Origin of the sequence: Mesorhizobium sp. M8A.F.Ca.ET.161.01.1.1 (assembly GCF_004792105.1) — a bacterium.
In the GTDB taxonomy this organism is placed as follows: domain Bacteria; phylum Pseudomonadota; class Alphaproteobacteria; order Rhizobiales; family Rhizobiaceae; genus Mesorhizobium.
Genome location: NZ_SRTD01000032.1, coordinates 15673 through 33661 on the forward strand (window position 1 = coordinate 15673; position 17989 = coordinate 33661).

General features: G+C 58.5%; 14 protein-coding genes and 4 pseudogenes. 3 read left to right on the plus strand and 15 right to left on the minus strand.

What is annotated here, in order from left to right; all coding sequences use genetic code 11:
- Nucleotides 1-5: 5 nt before the first annotated feature.
- The 4 genes from EN804_RS33935 to queC form a co-directional block, all read right to left on the minus strand.
- Nucleotides 6-758 (minus strand): carbonic anhydrase, encoded by a 753-nt coding sequence (locus EN804_RS33935; protein ID WP_063169372.1) that lies wholly within the window; start codon nucleotides 756-758, stop codon nucleotides 6-8.
- A 768-nt stretch (nucleotides 759-1526) separates the two neighbouring features.
- Nucleotides 1527-2252, minus strand: a complete 726-nt coding sequence (queE, locus tag EN804_RS33940; protein WP_164752747.1) for a 7-carboxy-7-deazaguanine synthase QueE — start codon at nucleotides 2250-2252, stop codon at nucleotides 1527-1529.
- A 5-nt stretch (nucleotides 2253-2257) separates the two neighbouring features.
- Nucleotides 2258-2614: a 6-carboxytetrahydropterin synthase QueD gene (queD, locus tag EN804_RS33945; protein ID WP_126063824.1), complete on the minus strand. Its 357-nt coding sequence runs from the start codon at nucleotides 2612-2614 to the stop codon at nucleotides 2258-2260.
- Nucleotides 2614-3312 carry a 7-cyano-7-deazaguanine synthase QueC gene (gene queC, locus EN804_RS33950; protein ID WP_063170389.1) on the minus strand — a complete coding sequence of 233 codons (699 nt, stop codon included), beginning with the start codon at nucleotides 3310-3312 and terminating at the stop codon, nucleotides 2614-2616. The genes queD and queC overlap by 1 nt, the downstream gene beginning before the upstream one ends.
- Before the next feature lie 492 nt (nucleotides 3313-3804).
- Here queC and EN804_RS33955 point away from each other — a divergent pair.
- A pseudogene (locus tag EN804_RS33955) lies at nucleotides 3805-3922 on the plus strand (transposase); the annotation flags it as partial.
- 13 nt (nucleotides 3923-3935) lie between these two features.
- On the opposite strand, the pseudogene EN804_RS33960 reads toward EN804_RS33955, so the two are convergent.
- The 4 genes and pseudogenes from EN804_RS33960 to EN804_RS33975 all read right to left on the minus strand — a co-directional run bounded on the left by EN804_RS33960 (nucleotide 3936) and on the right by EN804_RS33975 (nucleotide 8775).
- A pseudogene (locus EN804_RS33960) lies at nucleotides 3936-5142 on the minus strand (IS3 family transposase).
- 244 nt (nucleotides 5143-5386) lie between these two features.
- Complete coding sequence (locus tag EN804_RS33965; protein WP_095484287.1) at nucleotides 5387-6421, minus strand: LLM class flavin-dependent oxidoreductase; 1035 nt, start codon at nucleotides 6419-6421, stop codon at nucleotides 5387-5389.
- A gap of 94 nt (nucleotides 6422-6515) precedes the next feature.
- Nucleotides 6516-7631 carry a histidinol-phosphate transaminase gene (hisC, locus tag EN804_RS33970; protein WP_126063823.1) on the minus strand — a complete coding sequence of 372 codons (1116 nt, stop codon included), beginning with the start codon at nucleotides 7629-7631 and terminating at the stop codon, nucleotides 6516-6518.
- Nucleotides 7632-8463: 832 nt separating this feature from the next.
- A complete protein-coding gene (locus tag EN804_RS33975) occupies nucleotides 8464-8775 on the minus strand; it encodes a hypothetical protein (RefSeq protein WP_206437555.1) in 312 nt (103 codons plus the stop codon).
- Nucleotides 8776-9949: 1174 nt separating this feature from the next.
- On the opposite strand from EN804_RS33975, the gene EN804_RS33980 reads away from it, so the two are divergent.
- Nucleotides 9950-10483, plus strand: a complete 534-nt coding sequence (locus EN804_RS33980) for a peroxiredoxin (protein ID WP_029356553.1) — start codon at nucleotides 9950-9952, stop codon at nucleotides 10481-10483.
- Nucleotides 10484-10551: 68 nt separating this feature from the next.
- Nucleotides 10552-11985, plus strand: coding sequence for an RNA polymerase factor sigma-54 (gene rpoN / locus EN804_RS33985; RefSeq protein WP_126063822.1), 1434 nt, complete (start codon nucleotides 10552-10554; stop codon nucleotides 11983-11985).
- On the opposite strand, the gene EN804_RS33990 is transcribed toward rpoN, so the two are convergent.
- The 7 genes and pseudogenes from EN804_RS33990 to EN804_RS34015 all read right to left on the minus strand — a co-directional run.
- On the minus strand, nucleotides 11982-12608 hold the full coding sequence (locus EN804_RS33990; RefSeq protein ID WP_135922244.1) for a nitrogen fixation protein NifQ: 627 nt from the start codon (nucleotides 12606-12608) through the stop codon (nucleotides 11982-11984). The genes rpoN and EN804_RS33990 overlap by 4 nt on opposite strands.
- On the minus strand, nucleotides 12595-13647 hold the full coding sequence (locus EN804_RS33995) for an LLM class flavin-dependent oxidoreductase (protein ID WP_024505249.1): 1053 nt from the start codon (nucleotides 13645-13647) through the stop codon (nucleotides 12595-12597). The genes EN804_RS33990 and EN804_RS33995 overlap by 14 nt, the downstream gene beginning before the upstream one ends.
- A gap of 138 nt (nucleotides 13648-13785) precedes the next feature.
- Nucleotides 13786-15387: an SDR family oxidoreductase gene (locus EN804_RS34000; RefSeq protein WP_063169384.1), complete on the minus strand. Its 1602-nt coding sequence runs from the start codon at nucleotides 15385-15387 to the stop codon at nucleotides 13786-13788.
- Between the two features lie 148 nt (nucleotides 15388-15535).
- Entirely contained in the window at nucleotides 15536-16123 is a 588-nt protein-coding gene (locus EN804_RS34005) for a nuclear transport factor 2 family protein (RefSeq protein ID WP_126083656.1), read from the minus strand.
- 138 nt (nucleotides 16124-16261) lie between these two features.
- A pseudogene (locus EN804_RS38400) lies at nucleotides 16262-16384 on the minus strand (ferredoxin); the annotation flags it as partial.
- Nucleotides 16385-16413: 29 nt separating this feature from the next.
- A complete protein-coding gene (locus EN804_RS34010) occupies nucleotides 16414-17592 on the minus strand; it encodes a cytochrome P450 (protein WP_164759124.1) in 1179 nt (392 codons plus the stop codon).
- A gap of 265 nt (nucleotides 17593-17857) precedes the next feature.
- A pseudogene (locus tag EN804_RS34015) lies at nucleotides 17858-17989 on the minus strand (IS481 family transposase); the annotation flags it as partial.

Consider the following 17989-nt stretch of genomic DNA (forward strand, 5'->3'; position numbering starts at 1 on the left):
GGCGCTCAACTCTGGCGCAGGATGAAGCGTCGATTGGGTGAATGAATAGGGCGCGCGTTCGACGGGTAGAGTGAGGCAAATCGCTGGATGTCTGCCGGATCAACGTCAACCGGTTCCATCGCCACCATCCACTCGACGTTTTCGGTGCACGGCGGCGTCGTCAGTGAGCCCTCATAAGTCCAATAGCCAAGCGAGGCTGGCAGAAGCCAGTTGGGATTCACCTCGTCGATCGTCACCTCCCCATTCGGCAGTTCGGGAAAGGCCGCAGCAAGGGCAGCAAAGCTGGCATTTGTCGCGCCGGGCGTTAAAAAGACGCCCAGCACGCCCAGAGTACCACTTTGCGTGTCCTTGTGAACGAAATGCACCTCCATCGGGAAGCTCTTGCCCGCCACGTGATGTTCGCTTGGCGCATGGAAATGGAACTGTACCAGTTCGTAGACACGATCGCCGCGGGTCAGCGTGCTGCCTTGTGGCATATTGATTTGAATGGTGTGGCCGTTGTTCACCATATTGCCGCCGCCCTTGTGCCAGCCGATGGCGATATGCGGGATATCCGCCTTGACCGCGCTGTTGATATTGATCGGCGATTGCTGCGTGCCGGCAGAGCATACGAAATTTTCCTTATCCAGATCAGCCCAGTGCTCCGGTCCGACCGGACCGGTGTACCCCCAATGGGCACTGGTCGCTTGGGCGGCTTGAACGCAAATCCGGCATGCGCCGAGCGCAACCAACCCTTTGATCAGGTGACGACGATACATATTACTTTTGCTCCTCTTGCGAACTGATGTTGGTGGCTGCCCTAATGGACGCGTGATGGCCAATCGGCGCGGCCAGTATTGTCCTTTGCAACTGATAGATGCCCGCACGCCTTGGCGTGCTTTCATAAGTGCGGCTGCCGTTTCTCGGCTGGCCGGCTTCTGCAGCCCGCAACGGGGGCAGTTTCAACCAGCTAAACGATAAAAAATTTGAGCAGACCAGCGCTTGACCCCCGCCGCAAAGGCACAGGCGAAGGTGATCACTGCGCGGCTGCCGTTCGCGCCGGAGGCCGCATCGCTATACTTTACACTCGCTGCCCAAGGAGACGCAGGCGACCCCAATACGTTTTCATCGCTACTCCCGACGCAGCCGACCCACGCCACGAAAACGTTGCTATATTTCACGTTGGGCCAGTGAGGAAATCGATCTTCTTTATGGAAGGCATTTGCGCAATGGATGCATTCCCATGCTGACAGTCGTGCGTCAGGCCGGACAATGAGATACATCGATAAGAGCTGGACAAGGATGAGGGGGTGACGTGCTTGCGACGGCAGGTGGGGCGAGAAGGCCAGTTCTTGCGGATTTCAACTTTGCGTGACGACAGCTCATCGGAGTCAAGGTGGCACACGCCGGCAGCGGGGGGTCCGGGCGGTTTCCAGCCGCACAATCGCGAGACCGCTGACGCGAACAAAGCTCGGCTGTACTCGGCACGCGAAGAGAGCCTGCCAAGCCGTCGGAGCCCGGCCTTCCGGTGCGACGCAAACCGCAGACTAGACCGCCCTCTTGTTACCCCAAAGCAGAACGTGCAGCTGCGGCAACACGCGGGCTTCGAACCACCTGTCGCTAGTCACCCTTTCGACAAGCCATTCCATTCGCATCATTATTCCGTCCAAGTCGACAGAGGCGTCTTCACTGCCAGGACGCGGCGGCGTGTGATTGCCGGGTTGCAGATAGATCGGAAGGTGCGGATATCTCGCCGCGACTTCTTTGGCGTAGGCATAGTCACTCTCGTCGAAAACGACGAGCTTGAGCACGATTTGCGGCTTCTCTTGCGCCGCTTCGAGGCATGCATCAAACGCAGCCCAACGGGTCGTCATCTCGCTGGATGGCGGCTTTGGGCTAAGGGTCAGCACGTCAAGATCCGCAAACCACTCCCTCACCACGGAACCCTGCGTTTCCAGTGCAAAACGATAGCCCTCGCGATGGCCTCGTTCTATGAGGGGACCGAACGGCTGAATGGCCGGGTTGCCGCCTGACAAGGAGACCATAACCGGCCTGCCGCCGGAAAGCGCATGGACGGTTTGCCACACGGCATCGATCGGCATCGGTAGCCATTCATGGCGATACTGATTGTCCACCGCGTGAAGGCTGTCGCACCATGAACAGCGATAATCACATCCGCCGGTTCTGATGAACACCGTCGGCAAGCCGATGAGCACGCCCTCGCCTTGGATAGTCGGCCCGAATATCTCGCTCACACGGATTGCGGGATGCATGTCGGTCACGGACGGTATTCCGCCCAAGTTTTCGGTGTTTCGCTAACGCGCACGGCCGCGGTCTGCGGCAGACGTGCCTTGCACCATTCATAGAAATGTCTGGCCAGGCATTCCGCCGTGACCTTCTCATGTCCCAGCACGTCGTTGAGGTGCCGATGGTCGAAGCTCTCGTCAATGTAGCGTTTGAGCGGCGCCAGATCGTGATAGTCGCGCACGAAGCCGTGGGCGTCCAGTTCCTTGGCCGACAGCTCCACTACGACGACATAGTTATGCCCGTGCAGGCGCGCGCATTGATGGTTGGGAGGCAAGGAGGTGAGCTGATGCGAGGCCGAGAAGTGGAATTCCTTGGTGATGTGGAACATTACGCGCGCCTCCTGCGCAGCGCCTCAAGCCAGAAATCGGCGTCCTCGTAGTCGGTGGGATCAGCGTGCCCGGCGAGATGGAACGCTTCGCGCCGCTCGACGCAGGTCCCGCATCGTCCGCAGTGACGCACGCCGCCCTTGTAACAGGACCAGGTCTCAGCAAACGGGGTGCCGTATCTTGCGCCATCCGCAACAATGTCAGCTTTTCCGAGATTCACATACGGTGCATAGAGGCGTATCTGCGCATAGCCGTCGAGCGCGCGGTCTTGCATTGTCTGGAAAGCTTCAATGAAGGCCGGACGGCAATCGGGATAGATGAAATGGTCCCCACCATGCACGGCCGCCGCCACCGCTTCGGCGCTGTGGGCGGCGGCGAGACCGAAGGCGATTGCCAACATGATGGCATTGCGGTTCGGCACCACCGTAATCTTCATCGTGTCTTCGGCGTAGTGGCCGTCCGGCACGTCGATACTGCTAGTCAGCGCTGAGCCGGAAAGGCCACGGCCAATTTCGCCGATGTCGATGATCTGGTGCGGGACCTTCAGTCGCTGCGCGCAAAGAGCGGCGAAGCCCAATTCCTTCCTGTGCCGTTGGCCATAGTCGAAAGATAGAAGGCCGGTGAGTTCGTGCTCCGCTGCCACCATGTGAGCAAGGGAAACGGAGTCCAATCCGCCAGAGCAGACGGCGAGAGTCTTCATCATTGGTATCCTTGTTTTGACCGGGTAAGGCTGCGACCGGAGATTTCTCTGCGCCCCCACTACTCCAGCGACTCAGTTTTGTGAACCGGGAGAATTTGCGCTCAGCCCGATTGGAACGGGAGTGCGTCGCGTCCAACACGCGTGATCAATAAAAGTTGAGCGCTTCAGCAGTTTGTTTCGCATCGCGCCAACTTTCGCAATCTGCTGTCGGATCGTCGACTTCGAGACAAGGTGATGTTCGGCCGACATCGGCTGACTCTTAATTAAGCCGCAGAACACATGTTGGCTTTCTGGCCTTCGCTTGTGCGGTTGGCACGACAATTGACATTCTAATTGTGGGGCGGCACACCCCGCCAGCCGAAAGTGGCAGTGAGCTCCTTCAGGCGCAGGTTGATGTGCTGATTATTCGGCGATTTTCCGATCTCGAACCAGAAAGCGAGGGCGACATGGATGCCAGCAAATTTGACATTGGCGACATCCGCCTGGAGAACCCTGCGCGGCGCGATTGAGGCCGCAGGCGAGCCTGCTCTACCTGCCGCCCTACAGTCCCGACTTCAATCCGATTGAGAACGCCTTCGCCCAACCTAAGGCGCTGCTGCGAGCAAAGGCCGACCATCAAGGCTCTATGGGACTGACGTTGCCCCAGCAGTTTTGAGTTCGTTTCCGGCGTGGGTTGTGCCCTGCTGGGCGGGTGAAGCGACGGGCGCTGGCGCGGAGCCTTTGGCATAGCGCAGCGCGAGCGACCGTCGCGGATTGAAGGTGCTGGCGAACTTGGCCGGGGTCTGCCAGGCGATTTGGGAGTGCGGCCGCGCGGTGTTGTAGTCGGCGTGCCACAGGGCGATGGCTACGCGCGCCTGAGCCAGCGAGGTGAACAGCGTCTCGTTGAGCAGTTCATCGCGCAGTCGGCCGTTGAAGCTCTCGATGAAGCCATTCTGCATCGGCTTGCCGGGCGCAATGTAATGCCATTCGACGCGGTTCTGATCCGCCCAGGAGAGGATGGCGTTCGAGGTGAACTCGCTGCCATTGTCGCTGACGATCATCCTGGGCCGGCCGCGCTAGTGATGAGCCGGTCCAATTCGCGGGCAACCCGCATGCCCGAGAGAGACGTATCAACGATGAGTGCCAGGCACTGTCTCGTGCAGTCGTCGACGACGGCCAGGATGCGGAAGCGGCGCCCGTCGGTGAGCTGGTCCGATACGAAGTCGAGCGACCAGCACTCGTCGGGCCTCAGCGGCACCAGCATTGGCGCCCTGGTCCCGATCGCCCGCTTGCGGCCGCCACGGCGGCGAACGGCGAGCTTCTCCTCCCGATAGAGCCGGAACAGCTTCTTGTGGTTCACGACCAGGCCCTCCCGCCTCAGCATCACGAGAAGACGCCGGTAGCCGAACCGGCGACGCTCCTGCGCGATCGCCTTCATCCGCTCGCGAACCTCCCGGTCGTCCGGCCTGCTGGTCTGGTAGCGAACCGTCATGCGGCAACAGCCGATGGCTTTACACGCCCGCCGTTTGCTCATCCCGAAGCCTTCCTTCAGGCGAGCGACAGCTTTCCGCTTGGCGGCGGGCGTCACCATTTCTTTCCCACAAGGTCCTTCAACGCGGCATTGTCGAGCATGGCGTCGGCCAGAAGCCGCTTCAGGCGCGTGTTCTCGTCCTCCAGCCCTTCAGGTCGCCGAGCCTCGGTGACATCCATCCCGCCGAAGCGGGCCTTCCAATTGTAGATCGAGGCGTCGCTGACCCCGTGCTTGCGGCACAGATCGCCAACCGATACCCCGGCCTCGTGTTTCTTCAAAATTCCGATGATCTGCTCTTCAGAGAAGCGGCTGCGTTTCATGTCCTGATCCTCTGGATGGGCCAGAACGAACTTCAAACCGGATTAGATCAGAGGGGCAAGGCCTCGGCGCGGTCGTCGACCTCTTCACCCCAGCCGAATGTGCCAACTACTTCAAAGCCGCAGGATATGACCTGGATCAGATAGGACGTGCTCCAATGGTTTACACCTGACAGGAGTCCGGCCCCCACAACCGTTTCGCAATGAGGAGCAGCGCTGCCGCTGCTCCTCCAATCACACGACGGATTCACGATGCGGCAACTCGAGCCATGATTTCGGATCGAATGGCCGATGCGGTGTATAGTGAGGCATCCAGCGGCAAATCCCCAAATGCCAGTTGACACAGAAGATAATTAGCACCTGCCTCTTCCAGCTGATCAAGGAGAGCTTTTCGGACAGAATCTGCCGTTCCCACGACGCACAATTCACTTTCAATTGCTGCATCGAAGTTCAAAGGCAAGTTTGGTGGAGTGGAAATGGCATTTAGTTCGTATAGAAATTTGAAGCTATTGAGCCATCGTTCATAGGCAGGTGCTGCGAGCAAATACGCATCTGTTTCAGAACGCCCTATCACCACCATTCGGAGCAATCCAAGAAATGGCGCTTGCTGGCCAATGTCAGCATCGTGAATTCGGGCGGCGCGGAACGCGTCGGTAACGCTGCGAACAGAAGTGGAAGGTCCGACGCAGGCGATGTTTGCCCCATTCGCAGCGGCCCAGCTAGCCGGCTCGGGTCGATTGGTGGCGATCCATGTCGGCGGATGGGGATATTGGTGAGGTCTCAACGTCAGCGGAACATCTTTCAACTCAAAGTGGCGGCCCTGATAAGAAAGCGTCCCGCCTTTCATCGCATTGATGAGAATCTCACTGGCCTCCGCATACTGTTCTGGTGCTGCTTCTACAGCAACCCCGAAGTATCCCAATTCAGTGGGAGCAGAGCCGCGCCCTATGCCGAGTTCAAGCCTGCCGCCGCTCAACTGATCAAGCATGCAGATCTCCTCGAAGGCACGCAGCGGATGATAGAGCGCAAGTAGCATTACCATGGGACCAACACGAAGACTGCGGGTTCGCTGGGCGACGCTCGCTAAGAACAAATTCGGTGATGGACCTCTGCCATGCGGCGTACAGTGGTGCTCGGCGAGATGATACGCATAAAAGCCATAGCCATCGCACGCTTCTGCTAGGCTCAGCCGATCTGCATATTGTTGTGCGATGTCATCGCCGTTTTCGTCCAGATGATCGAAGATGCCGAAGGTCAGGCCCGAAGCGGAAATTTTCTTCAATTAATTGTTCTCCAAATTACCTATTATTTATTCGCTAATCATCATAGCTGGCGACATATCAGCACCTATTACTTGGCGCTTAATGTGAATTGACTTAATGCTTGTGCACACCGCGATTCTTCTTAAAGCTCATACAGACGCGTTTGGCGGCAGCAAGGAATTTGTCCATCTGCTCTGTGGTGCCAATGCTGACGCGAATACAGTTCTTCAAATCTACGTCAGGAAAGCTGGCGATGAGGATCGCCTGCTCTTTCAACGCGGCTTGCCAGCATGAGCCCTCCTGTCCCGCCGGCACACGGGCCAGCAAAAAGTTTGCGTGGGAGGGTGTTACGGAAAAGCCAAGTTGCAACAGCGCCAGGGTCACTCGCTGTCGTTCATGCTTGATGTGCCTGTGGTTCTCTTCGTAGGCGTGGCGATGCGCAAGAATGCTTTTCCCGACCGCCTGCCCGATCACGTTCATGTTGAAGACATTCTGGATGTTGCGCAGCCTGCCAATGATTTCTGGGTGACCGAAACCGAAGCCGACTCGCACGCCAGCAGCAGCATAGCTCTTTGAAAAAGTCCTCAAGATCAAAAGATTCGGATGTCTATTGACGAGGCGCAGGGCATTGTCGGGTGCGAAGTCAACGTAGGCCTCATCCAAGACGACCAAGCGATCTGCTTGCTCCACAAGGCGTTCGATTTCGGCCACCGGCACGAATGTTCCGGTCGGATTGTTCGGATTAGCCAACAGAATGAACTTCGCGTCTTTTGCGGGGCCGGACAGCAGTTTTTCTATCGGCAGGGGATGAGCTTCGCTCGATGCGATTTCGAGAAACTCGGCACCCTGCAACATGGCAAGTTTACGGTTGAACGAAAATCCGGGCGACAGCATCGCCACTCTATCTCCTGGGGCGAGGAAAGCTCTGTAGATGAGTCCGAGCAGCTCCGACGAACCGTTGCCGGCAATCACCTGATCTTTGGAAAATCCGTAAGCATCGGAGGCAGCTGCCCTTAAGCTGAGATTGTCGTCTTCCGGATAAAGATACTGGTGTTCGATCGCAGCAATTGCACTTTGCATTACGCTCTTCGGCAACGGAAACGGGTTCTCGTTCGTATTTAGCTTAACGCAATTTGCATCCGTCGCTGGTCCGTTGGACGAGAGAGCATCTAATTTGCTGGCCACCGGCGAAAAAAGCGAAAGCACGGTCTTCAGTTTTGCATCGCACATGTTCTTCTCCGTTTTTCAGTCCCGCAGGGCATGTGACATGAGGCAATAGTTGATCGTGACTTGATCGACGTTCGGCTATATCAGCGCTGCCTTCCCACCCTGGTGGGGATCGCCGACCACGGTTTGGATTTGACACCGGCAAGCTGTCGAGAACCTGATGACGACCCAACGTGTGGCCGACGGCCGATTCGGCGCAACAGACGGTGTTTCAACATCGCATCGTCCTCAAAGCCGCATGCAGGGCCTGCACGACAGCCCGTCTCCAGCGCCCGCAGATAGGTGGAAGCCGAAGTCTTGCCGAACCTCAGTTGCTCTGCCACCTGGCCCACCGGACTGCCCTGTTTATGGGTCAGGCGCAGGATATCTCTGACGCTCGTTCGTCTTGCTTGCTTCCGTCTTGGCATGGGCTCTCTCGGTTTGCTGATGAGAGAGCCAAATACCGGCTCATCTGAGCATGAGACGCAGGCCTGACGATATGGAGCGTCGCTGTGGCGCGCGTAGCCAAGAGGGTTCGCCTCGGTGGCGGGGCATGCAAGACGGCGCACCTCCTTAGCCATCCTGTCCCATCGTCTCAGATCGTGAGGCGCACCTTATAGTCGGTGAGGAGATCTTGCAGGGTCAGGTTACGCCCTAGCGCTTAAGGTTGTTGGTCGCACCGAGCAAGCGCGGGACCTGTCGACGGACAACAGCGGTGCCACTGCCGGCACTAGGTCGTCCAGCATCGCAGTGAACCGCGTACGTAGTATTTTGTCGTAGGCGGCATTCTGGATAGCCGGATACGGGCTCTTCACCCGCTGCACCACCGATTGCGGGATGATGTCGCGAGAAACATTCACGGATTTCGTGAAAAAAGTGTACCCGCCGAAGAGCCCCACTCGCGGGGGCGGTGCAGCACCACCTCGGTGTCACTGCTCGTGTTCATGCGATGGACTAGGCCGGCCAGCTGTTGACGCAGCTCGCGGTAGTTGTAAGTCTCACCCGTGTAGACGAGCACCAAGTCAGGTCGGCCATCCTCCTGGAGCATCCTCGGCTGACGGCCGCCCTGGATATCGATGATTGCCAGGCGGTGGTGTCCCAGCGCCGCAGGCCCGCCGATCCAAGTCCCCTCGTCGTCCGGACCGTGGTTCGCTATGGTGGCCGTCATATCGGCAAGCTCCCTTCGCGCATCGGGACCTCCGAGGTCTCGATTGAAGTCGATCCATTCACAGATGCCGCACAGGTTATGTCGCCGCATTTGGGGCGAAGCAGATATAAGGCCAGTGGGAAACCATCGAGGCAAAGTGACGGATCTAGCCCAGCTACGATCCGCATCCGACATTGTCGGACATCGGACAGCACCGCGATTCGCTGCATAGGAAGCCTGGAGTCGCGATTTCCCTTGGGGGAATCAGCGCATGAAAGGAGAGCTGGGTCGTGTCTGCCGAAATGAGAAATTGCTCCCCCTTATTGCCTCACCGAGGAATGTTACCCAGCGCGATAGACGGACATGCCCTACCTCCCCCCGTTGCAGCTGAGGGAGATAGGGGCCAGCTCTTCATTCAACCCTCATGGAGGATGATCAGCCCAGCCATTTCCATGCGCCGGCCTTCACAAGCCGTGCACCATTCAGGTTCTTTTCCTTGAAGCGCGACGATCCTTGTCAGACGTCGCAACACTTGCTGCCGAGAGCACGAGCTCTTCCTCGAGCATGCCTTGATCTGCGCCTCGAACGGCTCGCACATGCTGGGTTTCAACGACTTCGCAGAGGTTGATATTCTGCAGTGACTTCGTCTCGCTGCTGCACGGCATTGACGCTGGGAGCCATGCTCGCGTGGCGCAATTGTGCTGAAGCCGGTGCCCACGGCAACGTTTCTTAACCCGCCCCAGATCCTGGCGTTTGGCTATTTCCGACATTCGTGTCCGGCTTCGGACAAAGGCCGGGTTTGCCGAACGGAGTCGCACCCAATTTCCAGTGCTGCTTGAGCAATAATATCGACCGGCATTACTGCACAACACGAAAGTTGCTGCAAAAACCGAAGTGAACCCAAGGCATCGGGTCAATTGGCATGGCGCTTGCGACTCGGTCGATAGAACGCAGTCAAAATCACGGTTGCAGACCATGCCTACCTCTCAAAGCTCGATAAAGCACGCGAGCGAAATTCCCCGTCTCCGCGGAAGCTCGTCGCCTTTAAACGTGCCTGCTCGGGGGCGGTCTTGCACAAGACCGGTCCGAGGCAACCACGCCAAGGCGCGAGGCTGCCGGAACTGTCGACCGAAGTCGATGCCGCTTCAGTTTAACCGAAAAATGCACCGTACCACTTTGGCCTGGGAGCAAATCAATGACCGACAGAAAGAACGTTCCTCTCGTGACCTTTCGCACGCGTGTTCGCGATGAGTCGATCGGGGGGCCAAATCCTTATCGGTGGGAGAACAAGACCTCCGACGATTATTTCGGGGGCAAGCGCGTCATCCTGTTCTCGCTGCCTGGCGCCTTCACCCCGACCTGCTCGACCTTCCAACTGCCCGATTTCGAAAAACTCTATGATCAATTTCTGGAACTGCGAATTGACGCGATCTACTGCGTCTCGGTCAACGATGCTTTCGTCATGAATGCGTGGGGAAAGTCCTTGGGGCTGCAGAAGATCGAGCTGATCCCAGACGGGTCGGGCGAGTTCACGCGCAAAATGGGCATGCTGGTCGCGAAGGACAATCTGGGCTTTGGCATGCGCTCCTGGCGATACGCCGCTCTGATCGACGATGGCGTGGTGGAGCAGTGGTTCGAGGAGGAAGGCTTCTGTGACAACTGCGAGACGGACCCCTATGGCGTTTCATCCCCGCAAAACGTTCTCGACAAACTGAAGGCGGCGGCATGACCCAGAAGTGGCAAGTCTCACACAACCCAAGCACACACTAGAGCATCCTCGGCAGATTACGGTTCAACATGCATCTCTCAGCAAGCCTGCTTCAACGCCAGAAGCAACGTATGGTCTTATCGCCTCAAGCCATTGAAGCTATTCGCTTGCTGCGATTGACGCATACTGAACTCCATCAGCTCGTGCAGCAGGCACTCGAGAGGAACCCCGTTTTGAAGCCTGACCCGTTTGACGACGATTCGCCGCTGTCAGGGGTGGATCAGCGGAGCAGTCAAAGCAGAAGCGAAATCGGCGAATCGCCCATTGGCGGGCCGTCTGGCGGGCGCGGGCAATGGAAGTCGCAACGCAGTAGCGGCAACGATCGACCTGCCGTCGAGGAGTTTACCGCCCACACCGAAACATTGCACGACCATGTCGCCCGCCAGGTCGCCCTCACCCCGTTCACCCCCCAGGAGCGGCTGATTGCCGGACAGCTCGCCGCCCATCTGGAGGACACTGGCTATCTTCAGGTAAACCTTTTCGATCTGGCCAGGAGGTTAAACGTTCGGCAAGCTGATGTGGAACGGGTCATCGGAATCTTGCAGCAATTTGATCCGCCGGGGATTTTTGCGCGAACTCTCAGCGAATGCCTGGAGATTCAGCTGCGCCAGCAAGACCGGTTCGACCCGGCTATGGCAGCTTTGGTCGCCAATCTCGAGATGCTTGCACGGGGGGATTTTCAGGGATTGAAGCAGCGTTGCGGAGTCGACGAGGAGGATCTCCTCGACATGAGGAACGAAATCCGCGCGCTCGATCCCAAGCCTGGAGACCGGTTCCAGTCCGGGACGCCGGAAACCATCGTACCGGACGTCTGGGTAATGCCCAAGTCCGAAGGTGGATGGCGGGTGGAGCTTGATCCGGCCACGCTGCCCAAAGTGTTGATCAACCACACCTATGTCGCCGAAATCTCGCAGCTGACCAATCAAAATCCGGAAGGCAAAGCGTTTCTCGACCATTGCCAGGAAAAAGGGAACTGGCTGATCAGCTGCCTCGAGCAGCGCGCTAAGACGATCCTTAAGGTTGCGACCGAAATCGTGCGCCAGCAGGATGCCTTTTTTACACACGGCGTCGCCCATCTGCGGCCTCTCTGTCTCAAAAATGTCGCTGACGGGATCAAAATGCACCAGTCGACGGTAAGCCGGGTGGCTTCGAACAGGTACATGTTAACTCCGCGCGGGGTGTTCGAGCTGAAGTATTTTTTCACAGCGACAATCGCATCCTGCGAGGGCGGCGACGCGCACTCCGCCAAATCTGTCCGCCATCGGATCAAGGCAATCATCGCCGAAGAATCGCTCGACAAGGTACTTTCCGACGAAGACATCGTTGCTCAGCTCAAGCAGACCGGCATCAATGTCGCTCGCCGTACCGTCACCAAATATCGCGAGGCGATGAACATCCCTTCCTCCATACTACGGCGCCGCGATAAGCGTTTGTCCGCAGCTGCGATCAAGCGAAGTGACTAACCGGCATTCCTGGTCGGCGAGAGGCGACTCTCAACTTCCTCCGGGCCGAAGCAGCTTTCGAAGTCCTGGCATTCCCGACAACTGGGTGCAGTGCATGACGAAAGGCCTTCGGCCTCACACAGCTTGCGGTAAAAGTACTTTTTCCATTTCATGTTTTCTGTGTTGCCTGCCGCCAGCGCGGGAAAATGTCTGGCAAGCAGGCGGCTGAGCTCAGCGCGATTTGAGAGGCCAAGATCCCGCCAAAGATGGTCCGTGCGCATCGCACGCCGGGCGATGATCTTGGCCAAGCGGCCGCTCGCCGGGTCGGCCGGCGCAGCATGCGCTAGCAGCAGCCGGCGTAGCAGCTCCTCTTCCAGTTCCGGCTCGGGCTCGCTCAACTCCTCCAAAGCGAATACGCTGCTGGAGGTAGACGGGAAAGTTGCGGCCAAGACATCACGCAATTCGACAGACGAAAGGCCTGTCCCCTCCGTCGCCAACACCTCGCCCGCCTGGACCTCCTCAAGCGAACGTGAATGTACGCAGGGCAGCACATGCTGATCGAAGCTCCTCCCTAGCTCGGACCCACGCCATTGCGCGCTGGATAGGCAGCCATCATCGTAACGGCCGGCTTCAGCTTCCGGCATGACAAAGCGCCTTGTTGACCGCAGGGATGATCTTGTCGCCCCAGAGCTCGATCTGGCGCAGCATCGTCTTTTGGTCGAAGTCGCCCAATTGAGTCTGAACTGCGATCTGGTCCGGTTTCAAGATATCGATCTCTTCCAGCAGGCGATCAATCACGCGATTTACGCTGCCAATCGGCAAATTTTTGCGCATGGTCTCGAAGGACAGATCCTGCTGGGTCGGTGTCTCCTGCAGCAGGTAGCCATCGTGGCTCTGTTGGCGGCGCTGATGCAGGGCTTCAGAAAGCCGGCGCTGGAAGCGGGCATTGTCGAGATAGCTGTTGATCTCCAACTCGTCGTGGCTGGCATAGCAGCAGCGCAGCAGCGATATCTTGACGTCGGTGACGTTCTTTTCCTCGGATGCCGCCGCCCTCTCGACTGATTCACGCAGTGTGGTCAAAGTCTCTAAGCCGTCGTGGAAGGCTGTGACAAAAAAATTGTGCCCCTCGCGGTAGGCCCGAGCCATCCGTGCGGCTCCGCCAGCGATCCAGATAGGCGGCGTCGGCTGCTGGACTGTGCGGACCGAAATCGCTGTTGGGGGGATCTTCTCATACTGGCCGTCGTGTTCGAAGACGTTTTGGTTGAGGCCCTTGAGAATGATGTCCAGGTATTCCGAAAAGACGGCCGGCGCCTCATCGATGTCCACGCCGAACCGTTCGAACTCGAACTGCTGGTATCCCAAGCCTACGCCGAGCTCGAGACGGCCGTTCGCAACGATGTCGGCGAAGCCGATCTCGGACAGCAGGCGCTGCGGTTGGTAAAGCGGCAGCACGCAGACGGCAGTGCCCAGGCGAATCGTGCTTGTCAAGCCGGCGCAGTGCGCCACCATCATCAGCGGGGATGGTATGAGGCTGTAATTGTTGAAGTGGTGCTCAGCAAACCACGCGGTGTTGAACCCAGCCTGCTCCGAAGCGACGGCCTGTTCGATGGAGTTGCGGATGACGCTTTCTGAGGATTGGTGATAGCCACGCTGGGCGGCCAGAATGAAAGTGGCAAATTCCATGATTTCTCCTCGTTATAGACACGTCAGCCGACCGGGAATGTGCTCGGCATGCACATGCTTGGATCTCAAGCACCTCAGGTGCGTCGTGGAGCCGAGGCTTCATAATGCTCGGCCGGTCGCCCTGCGAAGGCCTGGCAATTAACCTGCGGCCTCCGCAAAACATTCGTCATAGAGTTCGCTGGCGTTTCCCGCATCACCGAACGAGGTCCAGCCGCCGTCCACGTAGAGGATCGAGCCGTTGATGTATGAGGCGTCAGACGAAGCAAGGAAGAACGATGCATCTGCGACGTCTTCTGGCCGTCCCATCCTGCCCATGGGGATGCGTCGTCCGATTGCTGTCAGGTCGATGCGGCCGGCTTTGGCCAACTGAGCAAGTGCGGGCGTGCGGATGTGGCCAGGAGCGACGGTGGCTGTCCGAATTCCGACCGGCCCGAGTTCGGCCGCCATGCAACGGGTCAGCATATCCATCCCCGCCTTGGAGGCGCCGTAGGCATGGCGCGGCGCGAACGGCAGAAAGCTGTCGATCGACCCGAGATTGAGGATCACGCCGCCCGGGCGCATAGCCTTGATCGCTTCGCGCGCGCAGGTGAAGGCGCCGGTAAGGTTGACATCCAGGACGTGTTCGAGCTGTTTCGACAGTTGCTCGATCGCAGGCACAATCCTGTCGGCGGTATCAGCACTATTGACCAGAACATCGATATACCCGAAGCGTCCCCTCAGTTCTTCGAACATCGACACCACATCGCTCTCGACGGCCACGTCCAGCGATTTCGCCAGATGCTTGCCGGGGAGCGATGTAGCCAGCTCTGCCGCTGCAGTGCCATCTTTATCAGCAATCACGACGGTGTCGCCGTTCGCGGCAAAGCGGCGAGCGACGGCCGCGCCAATGCTTTTTGCGCCACCGGTGACGAGCACGATTCGCGCATCTGTGCATTCGGCCGGACAGGAGAGCTCGGCTTGGAGCGCACCATCCACCGGCGGGTGAGCATCCCCCGGCTGGTTGAATGACATCCAGCCTCCGTCGACTGCCAGCACCGAGCCGGTGATGTAGCGCGCCTGCGTGCTGCTCAGAAAACGCACGACCCTGGCGATCTCGTCGGGGCGAGCCAAGCGCCCCATCGGCACGCGGCGGCGTATCGCCGCGAGGTCCATTTTGCCAGCGCGTGCCAGTTCTGTGACCATTGGGGTGCGGACGGAGCCCGGCGCCACCGCCGTGACGCGGATTCCTCGCATAGCCCACTCGCATGCAAGGGACTTTGTCAACGAGATCACGCCAGCTTTCGAGGCTGCGTAGGCGTTGCGCCTGGGATTGCCGACCACGCCCGCCATCGAAGCCACATTGACGATCGCACCGCCCGGCTTCATGCGCCGCGCCGCTTCCCGGGCCATAACGAATGGCCCAATAAGGTTCACTGTCACGCCGCGTCGGAAGGTATCGACAGCGGTGTCGATGATCCTATCCATCGTGGGTCCAACCGCCGCATTGTTGATGAGGACATCGATTTGCGCGAACCGTGCTTCGACCTGGCCGAAAAGTGAGAGCATGTCCTTCTCTCGCGACACATCGCACTCCAGACCGACGTGCGGCGACCCGAGATCCCGAGCCAGTTCAACCACACCACTGCCCGGAAGGTCCACCGCAACTACAGTGTCTCCGTCCGCGGCAAGGATATCGACCAGGGCACGGCCGATCCCGCCCGCAGCGCCTGTGATGATTACGGTGCGTGCTGCCAGTTTCACGAGAGCTTCTCCACGATGACCGCTTGTGATCTCAGCCCATCAACCTTGGGCGGAATGAAGGGCCGAGCCAAATCGTTGCAGTGACCGCCAGTTGCGGCCCCACACAGATGTCGTTCCCGTAGGGCGCTCATCCTCCATTTCTACCCACTTATGCAGCTCCCAGTTGGGGACCCTCGACGCCATCTTGGTCGGTGGGGATGTGACCCTTGAGCAACTGGTAGATGGGATCGTCTGGATGTTGTGCTCCAATCGGCTGTCGCCGGCCGAACCTATCTGCCTCAAGAATCGCTGGCGGGATTTGCTCCTCAACCCAATCGTAGACGACTGTCCGTTCCGCAATTCGCCACTCGTCCTGCCTCTTCTGAAACAGATCGCAGTAACGGCCGCAAAGCAGCGTCTGACGTATTTCTTGGTCTGTATCCGGTCCGCGTTGCAGCGCGGTGAAATAGCTCTCGACCGCGGCCTCTGCTGAACTGATGAAGTCGATCAGGCTGTTCGTGATTTGATGGATGTTACGGTGCCCCGGCAGACCGAGAGCAAATTGGATGAAGTCCTCTGCCGGTCCGCAATAGGGACCGTGCCTGTCATACGCTTCGGGCCAGTATGCGCTACGCAGCGCCGCCTCATCGGCGCGGTCTATCCCGCGGCAGTACCGATACAGGCAGTTGCGGATCGCCTCTCGGTCACGCAGTTCGGTAATTTTCGCGTGGTCGACAGGGTCTGTCGCGAATTGTATGATTGTTTTATCCTTCCCGATGCCAGTCTGCACTTTGCGTGTGTCTCTCTCTACAACTGAGTTAGCGGGGGGCTCGTCAACTTCCAGAGCTTGTTCGGGGCAGGCTCGTACCCCTTTTGAGGCAAGCAGTTGCTCCCCATCGGCAACATCAATATCACCGGGCAAGATGTAGCCGGCGTCATCAAGCTTGAAGACTCTCGGCGCCCGCGCCCAGCAGCGCGCATGACCCTGGCATCTGGCTTTATGTACGACGACACGCATAGCGAACTCCAATGTCGTTGGCTGAAACTTCAGGACCAGTCCAGGATCAGATTCTCGATCCCGAACACATGGCCGCCGAAGGTGATAGGTTCAGTCCCTGTCTTGATCCGAAAGGCTGGGATGCGCGCCAGCCACTCCTCCAGGCCAATGACAATCTCCCGCCGGGCAAGGTGTGAGCCAAGACAACGATGGGGACCATAGCCAAAGGCAGCGTGCCGGTTGTCCTCGCGCGCCAGATCGATCTCATTCGGGCATTCGAATTCCGCCGGGTCACGATTGGCAATCATCGTGGCACAGGAAACATAGTCTCCCTTGCGGATCGGCGCGCCTTTGAAGTCGACATCCTTCGTTGCCACTCGGATCATCTGAATGGTCGAATAGGCGCGCAGCAATTCTTCCGCAGCGACGGCAATCCGGTCCGGTTCGCTTCGTAGCAATTCCTGATCTTTGGGGTTGCGCGCGAGATGGGCCAAGTCGAAGCATATGGCTGCTGAGACCGTGTCGAGTCCCGCGACGAACACAAGCACGCCGATGCCACGGACTTCTTCGTCACTGAGCAGACGACCCTCGACCTTTGCCTTCACGATGAAGGTCATGAAATCATCGACCGGCTCCTTGCGGCGCTCGGTGGCAAGTTCGTCGATGAAGGCCACGATCGTCCGGGCTGCGGGTGGTCGTTGCTCCTTATCGCCGTGGAGCAGATCTCTAGCCCAGCCGACAAATGTTTCTAGTCCGTTGTCCGAAAGCCCAATAAAGCGAAGGAAGATATTGACCGCGAACGGAACTGCAAAATCCTTCATGATGTCGCAGCTCGTGCCTGATGCGGCGATCCTGTCGATCAGCTTGATCGCTCGTTCCCGGACAGCCGGCTCCAATGCCATTACCCGCTTTGGCGAAAGCAGCGGATTGAGCAGTGAGCGAAAAACACCGTGGAATGGCGGATCGAGCTCAAGCGGGATCATCGGCCAGCTCTCGCCGAGCACAGAGGCGAAGATGCTGCGATGGCTGGAAAACGTTTCGGTGTCCTGCAGCACCCGGCGCTGGTCGCTCGCGCGAGTGATGACCCAGGTACCCCGACCGTCGCGCGTGTTGCTGGTTGAATAAAAGATCGGAGGCCCGGCATGAACGCAAGCAACCGCTGCATGCGGATCCCCGTTAGCGGTCGGCAACATGCCGGGCGACGTAAACAGGCTGAAGTCCCTCACCATTTCGGGCGGGACATGATCTGGAACCGGCCGCGATTTAACCGCGCCAGAATCGAGAGACCGTTCATGAGATGCTGTCGGCATTTGCATGCAATCGTTGGTGCAAGCTCCGTGCCGAATTCGTCTTTCGATAATCCTTGCCGTTTGCTGGGCAACAGGTGGCGCCTGCGCTGACTTGCTGGTCGGGATTGCAACATTCTTGTCCAGCGTCGGACACAGAATGTAGAAAGCTAGACACCGACTTGGAGCAACTCAACTGGTGGGATCGCTAGCTGTGGAGCCTCAACAGGTTGTCCTCGGTTAGAGCGAGGCGACTGATAGGTGTTTTGGACTTTAGGCTCCCGTGGGGACGGTGCCAATTGTATCTGTGCAGCCAGACCGGCAACTCTGCGGCGCGGTG

What these genes read in the sequence shown, in the direction of transcription:
- EN804_RS33990 (WP_135922244.1), bottom strand. Translation starts at nt 12,608, where the DNA reads ATGCCGGAAGCTGAAGCCGGCCGTTACGATGATGGCTGCCTATCCAGC.
- EN804_RS33935 (WP_063169372.1), bottom strand. Translation starts at nt 758, where the DNA reads ATGTATCGTCGTCACCTGATCAAAGGGTTGGTTGCGCTCGGCGCATGC.
- EN804_RS33975 (WP_206437555.1), bottom strand. Translation starts at nt 8,775, where the DNA reads ATGACGGCCACCATAGCGAACCACGGTCCGGACGACGAGGGGACTTGG.
- queE (WP_164752747.1), bottom strand. Translation starts at nt 2,252, where the DNA reads ATGCATCCCGCAATCCGTGTGAGCGAGATATTCGGGCCGACTATCCAA.
- hisC (WP_126063823.1), bottom strand. Translation starts at nt 7,631, where the DNA reads ATGTGCGATGCAAAACTGAAGACCGTGCTTTCGCTTTTTTCGCCGGTG.
- rpoN (WP_126063822.1), top strand. Translation starts at nt 10,552, where the DNA reads ATGCATCTCTCAGCAAGCCTGCTTCAACGCCAGAAGCAACGTATGGTC.
- queD (WP_126063824.1), bottom strand. Translation starts at nt 2,614, where the DNA reads ATGTTCCACATCACCAAGGAATTCCACTTCTCGGCCTCGCATCAGCTC.
- EN804_RS33980 (WP_029356553.1), top strand. Translation starts at nt 9,950, where the DNA reads ATGACCGACAGAAAGAACGTTCCTCTCGTGACCTTTCGCACGCGTGTT.
- EN804_RS33995 (WP_024505249.1), bottom strand. Translation starts at nt 13,647, where the DNA reads ATGGAATTTGCCACTTTCATTCTGGCCGCCCAGCGTGGCTATCACCAA.
- EN804_RS34010 (WP_164759124.1), bottom strand. Translation starts at nt 17,592, where the DNA reads ATGGTGAGGGACTTCAGCCTGTTTACGTCGCCCGGCATGTTGCCGACC.
- queC (WP_063170389.1), bottom strand. Translation starts at nt 3,312, where the DNA reads ATGAAGACTCTCGCCGTCTGCTCTGGCGGATTGGACTCCGTTTCCCTT.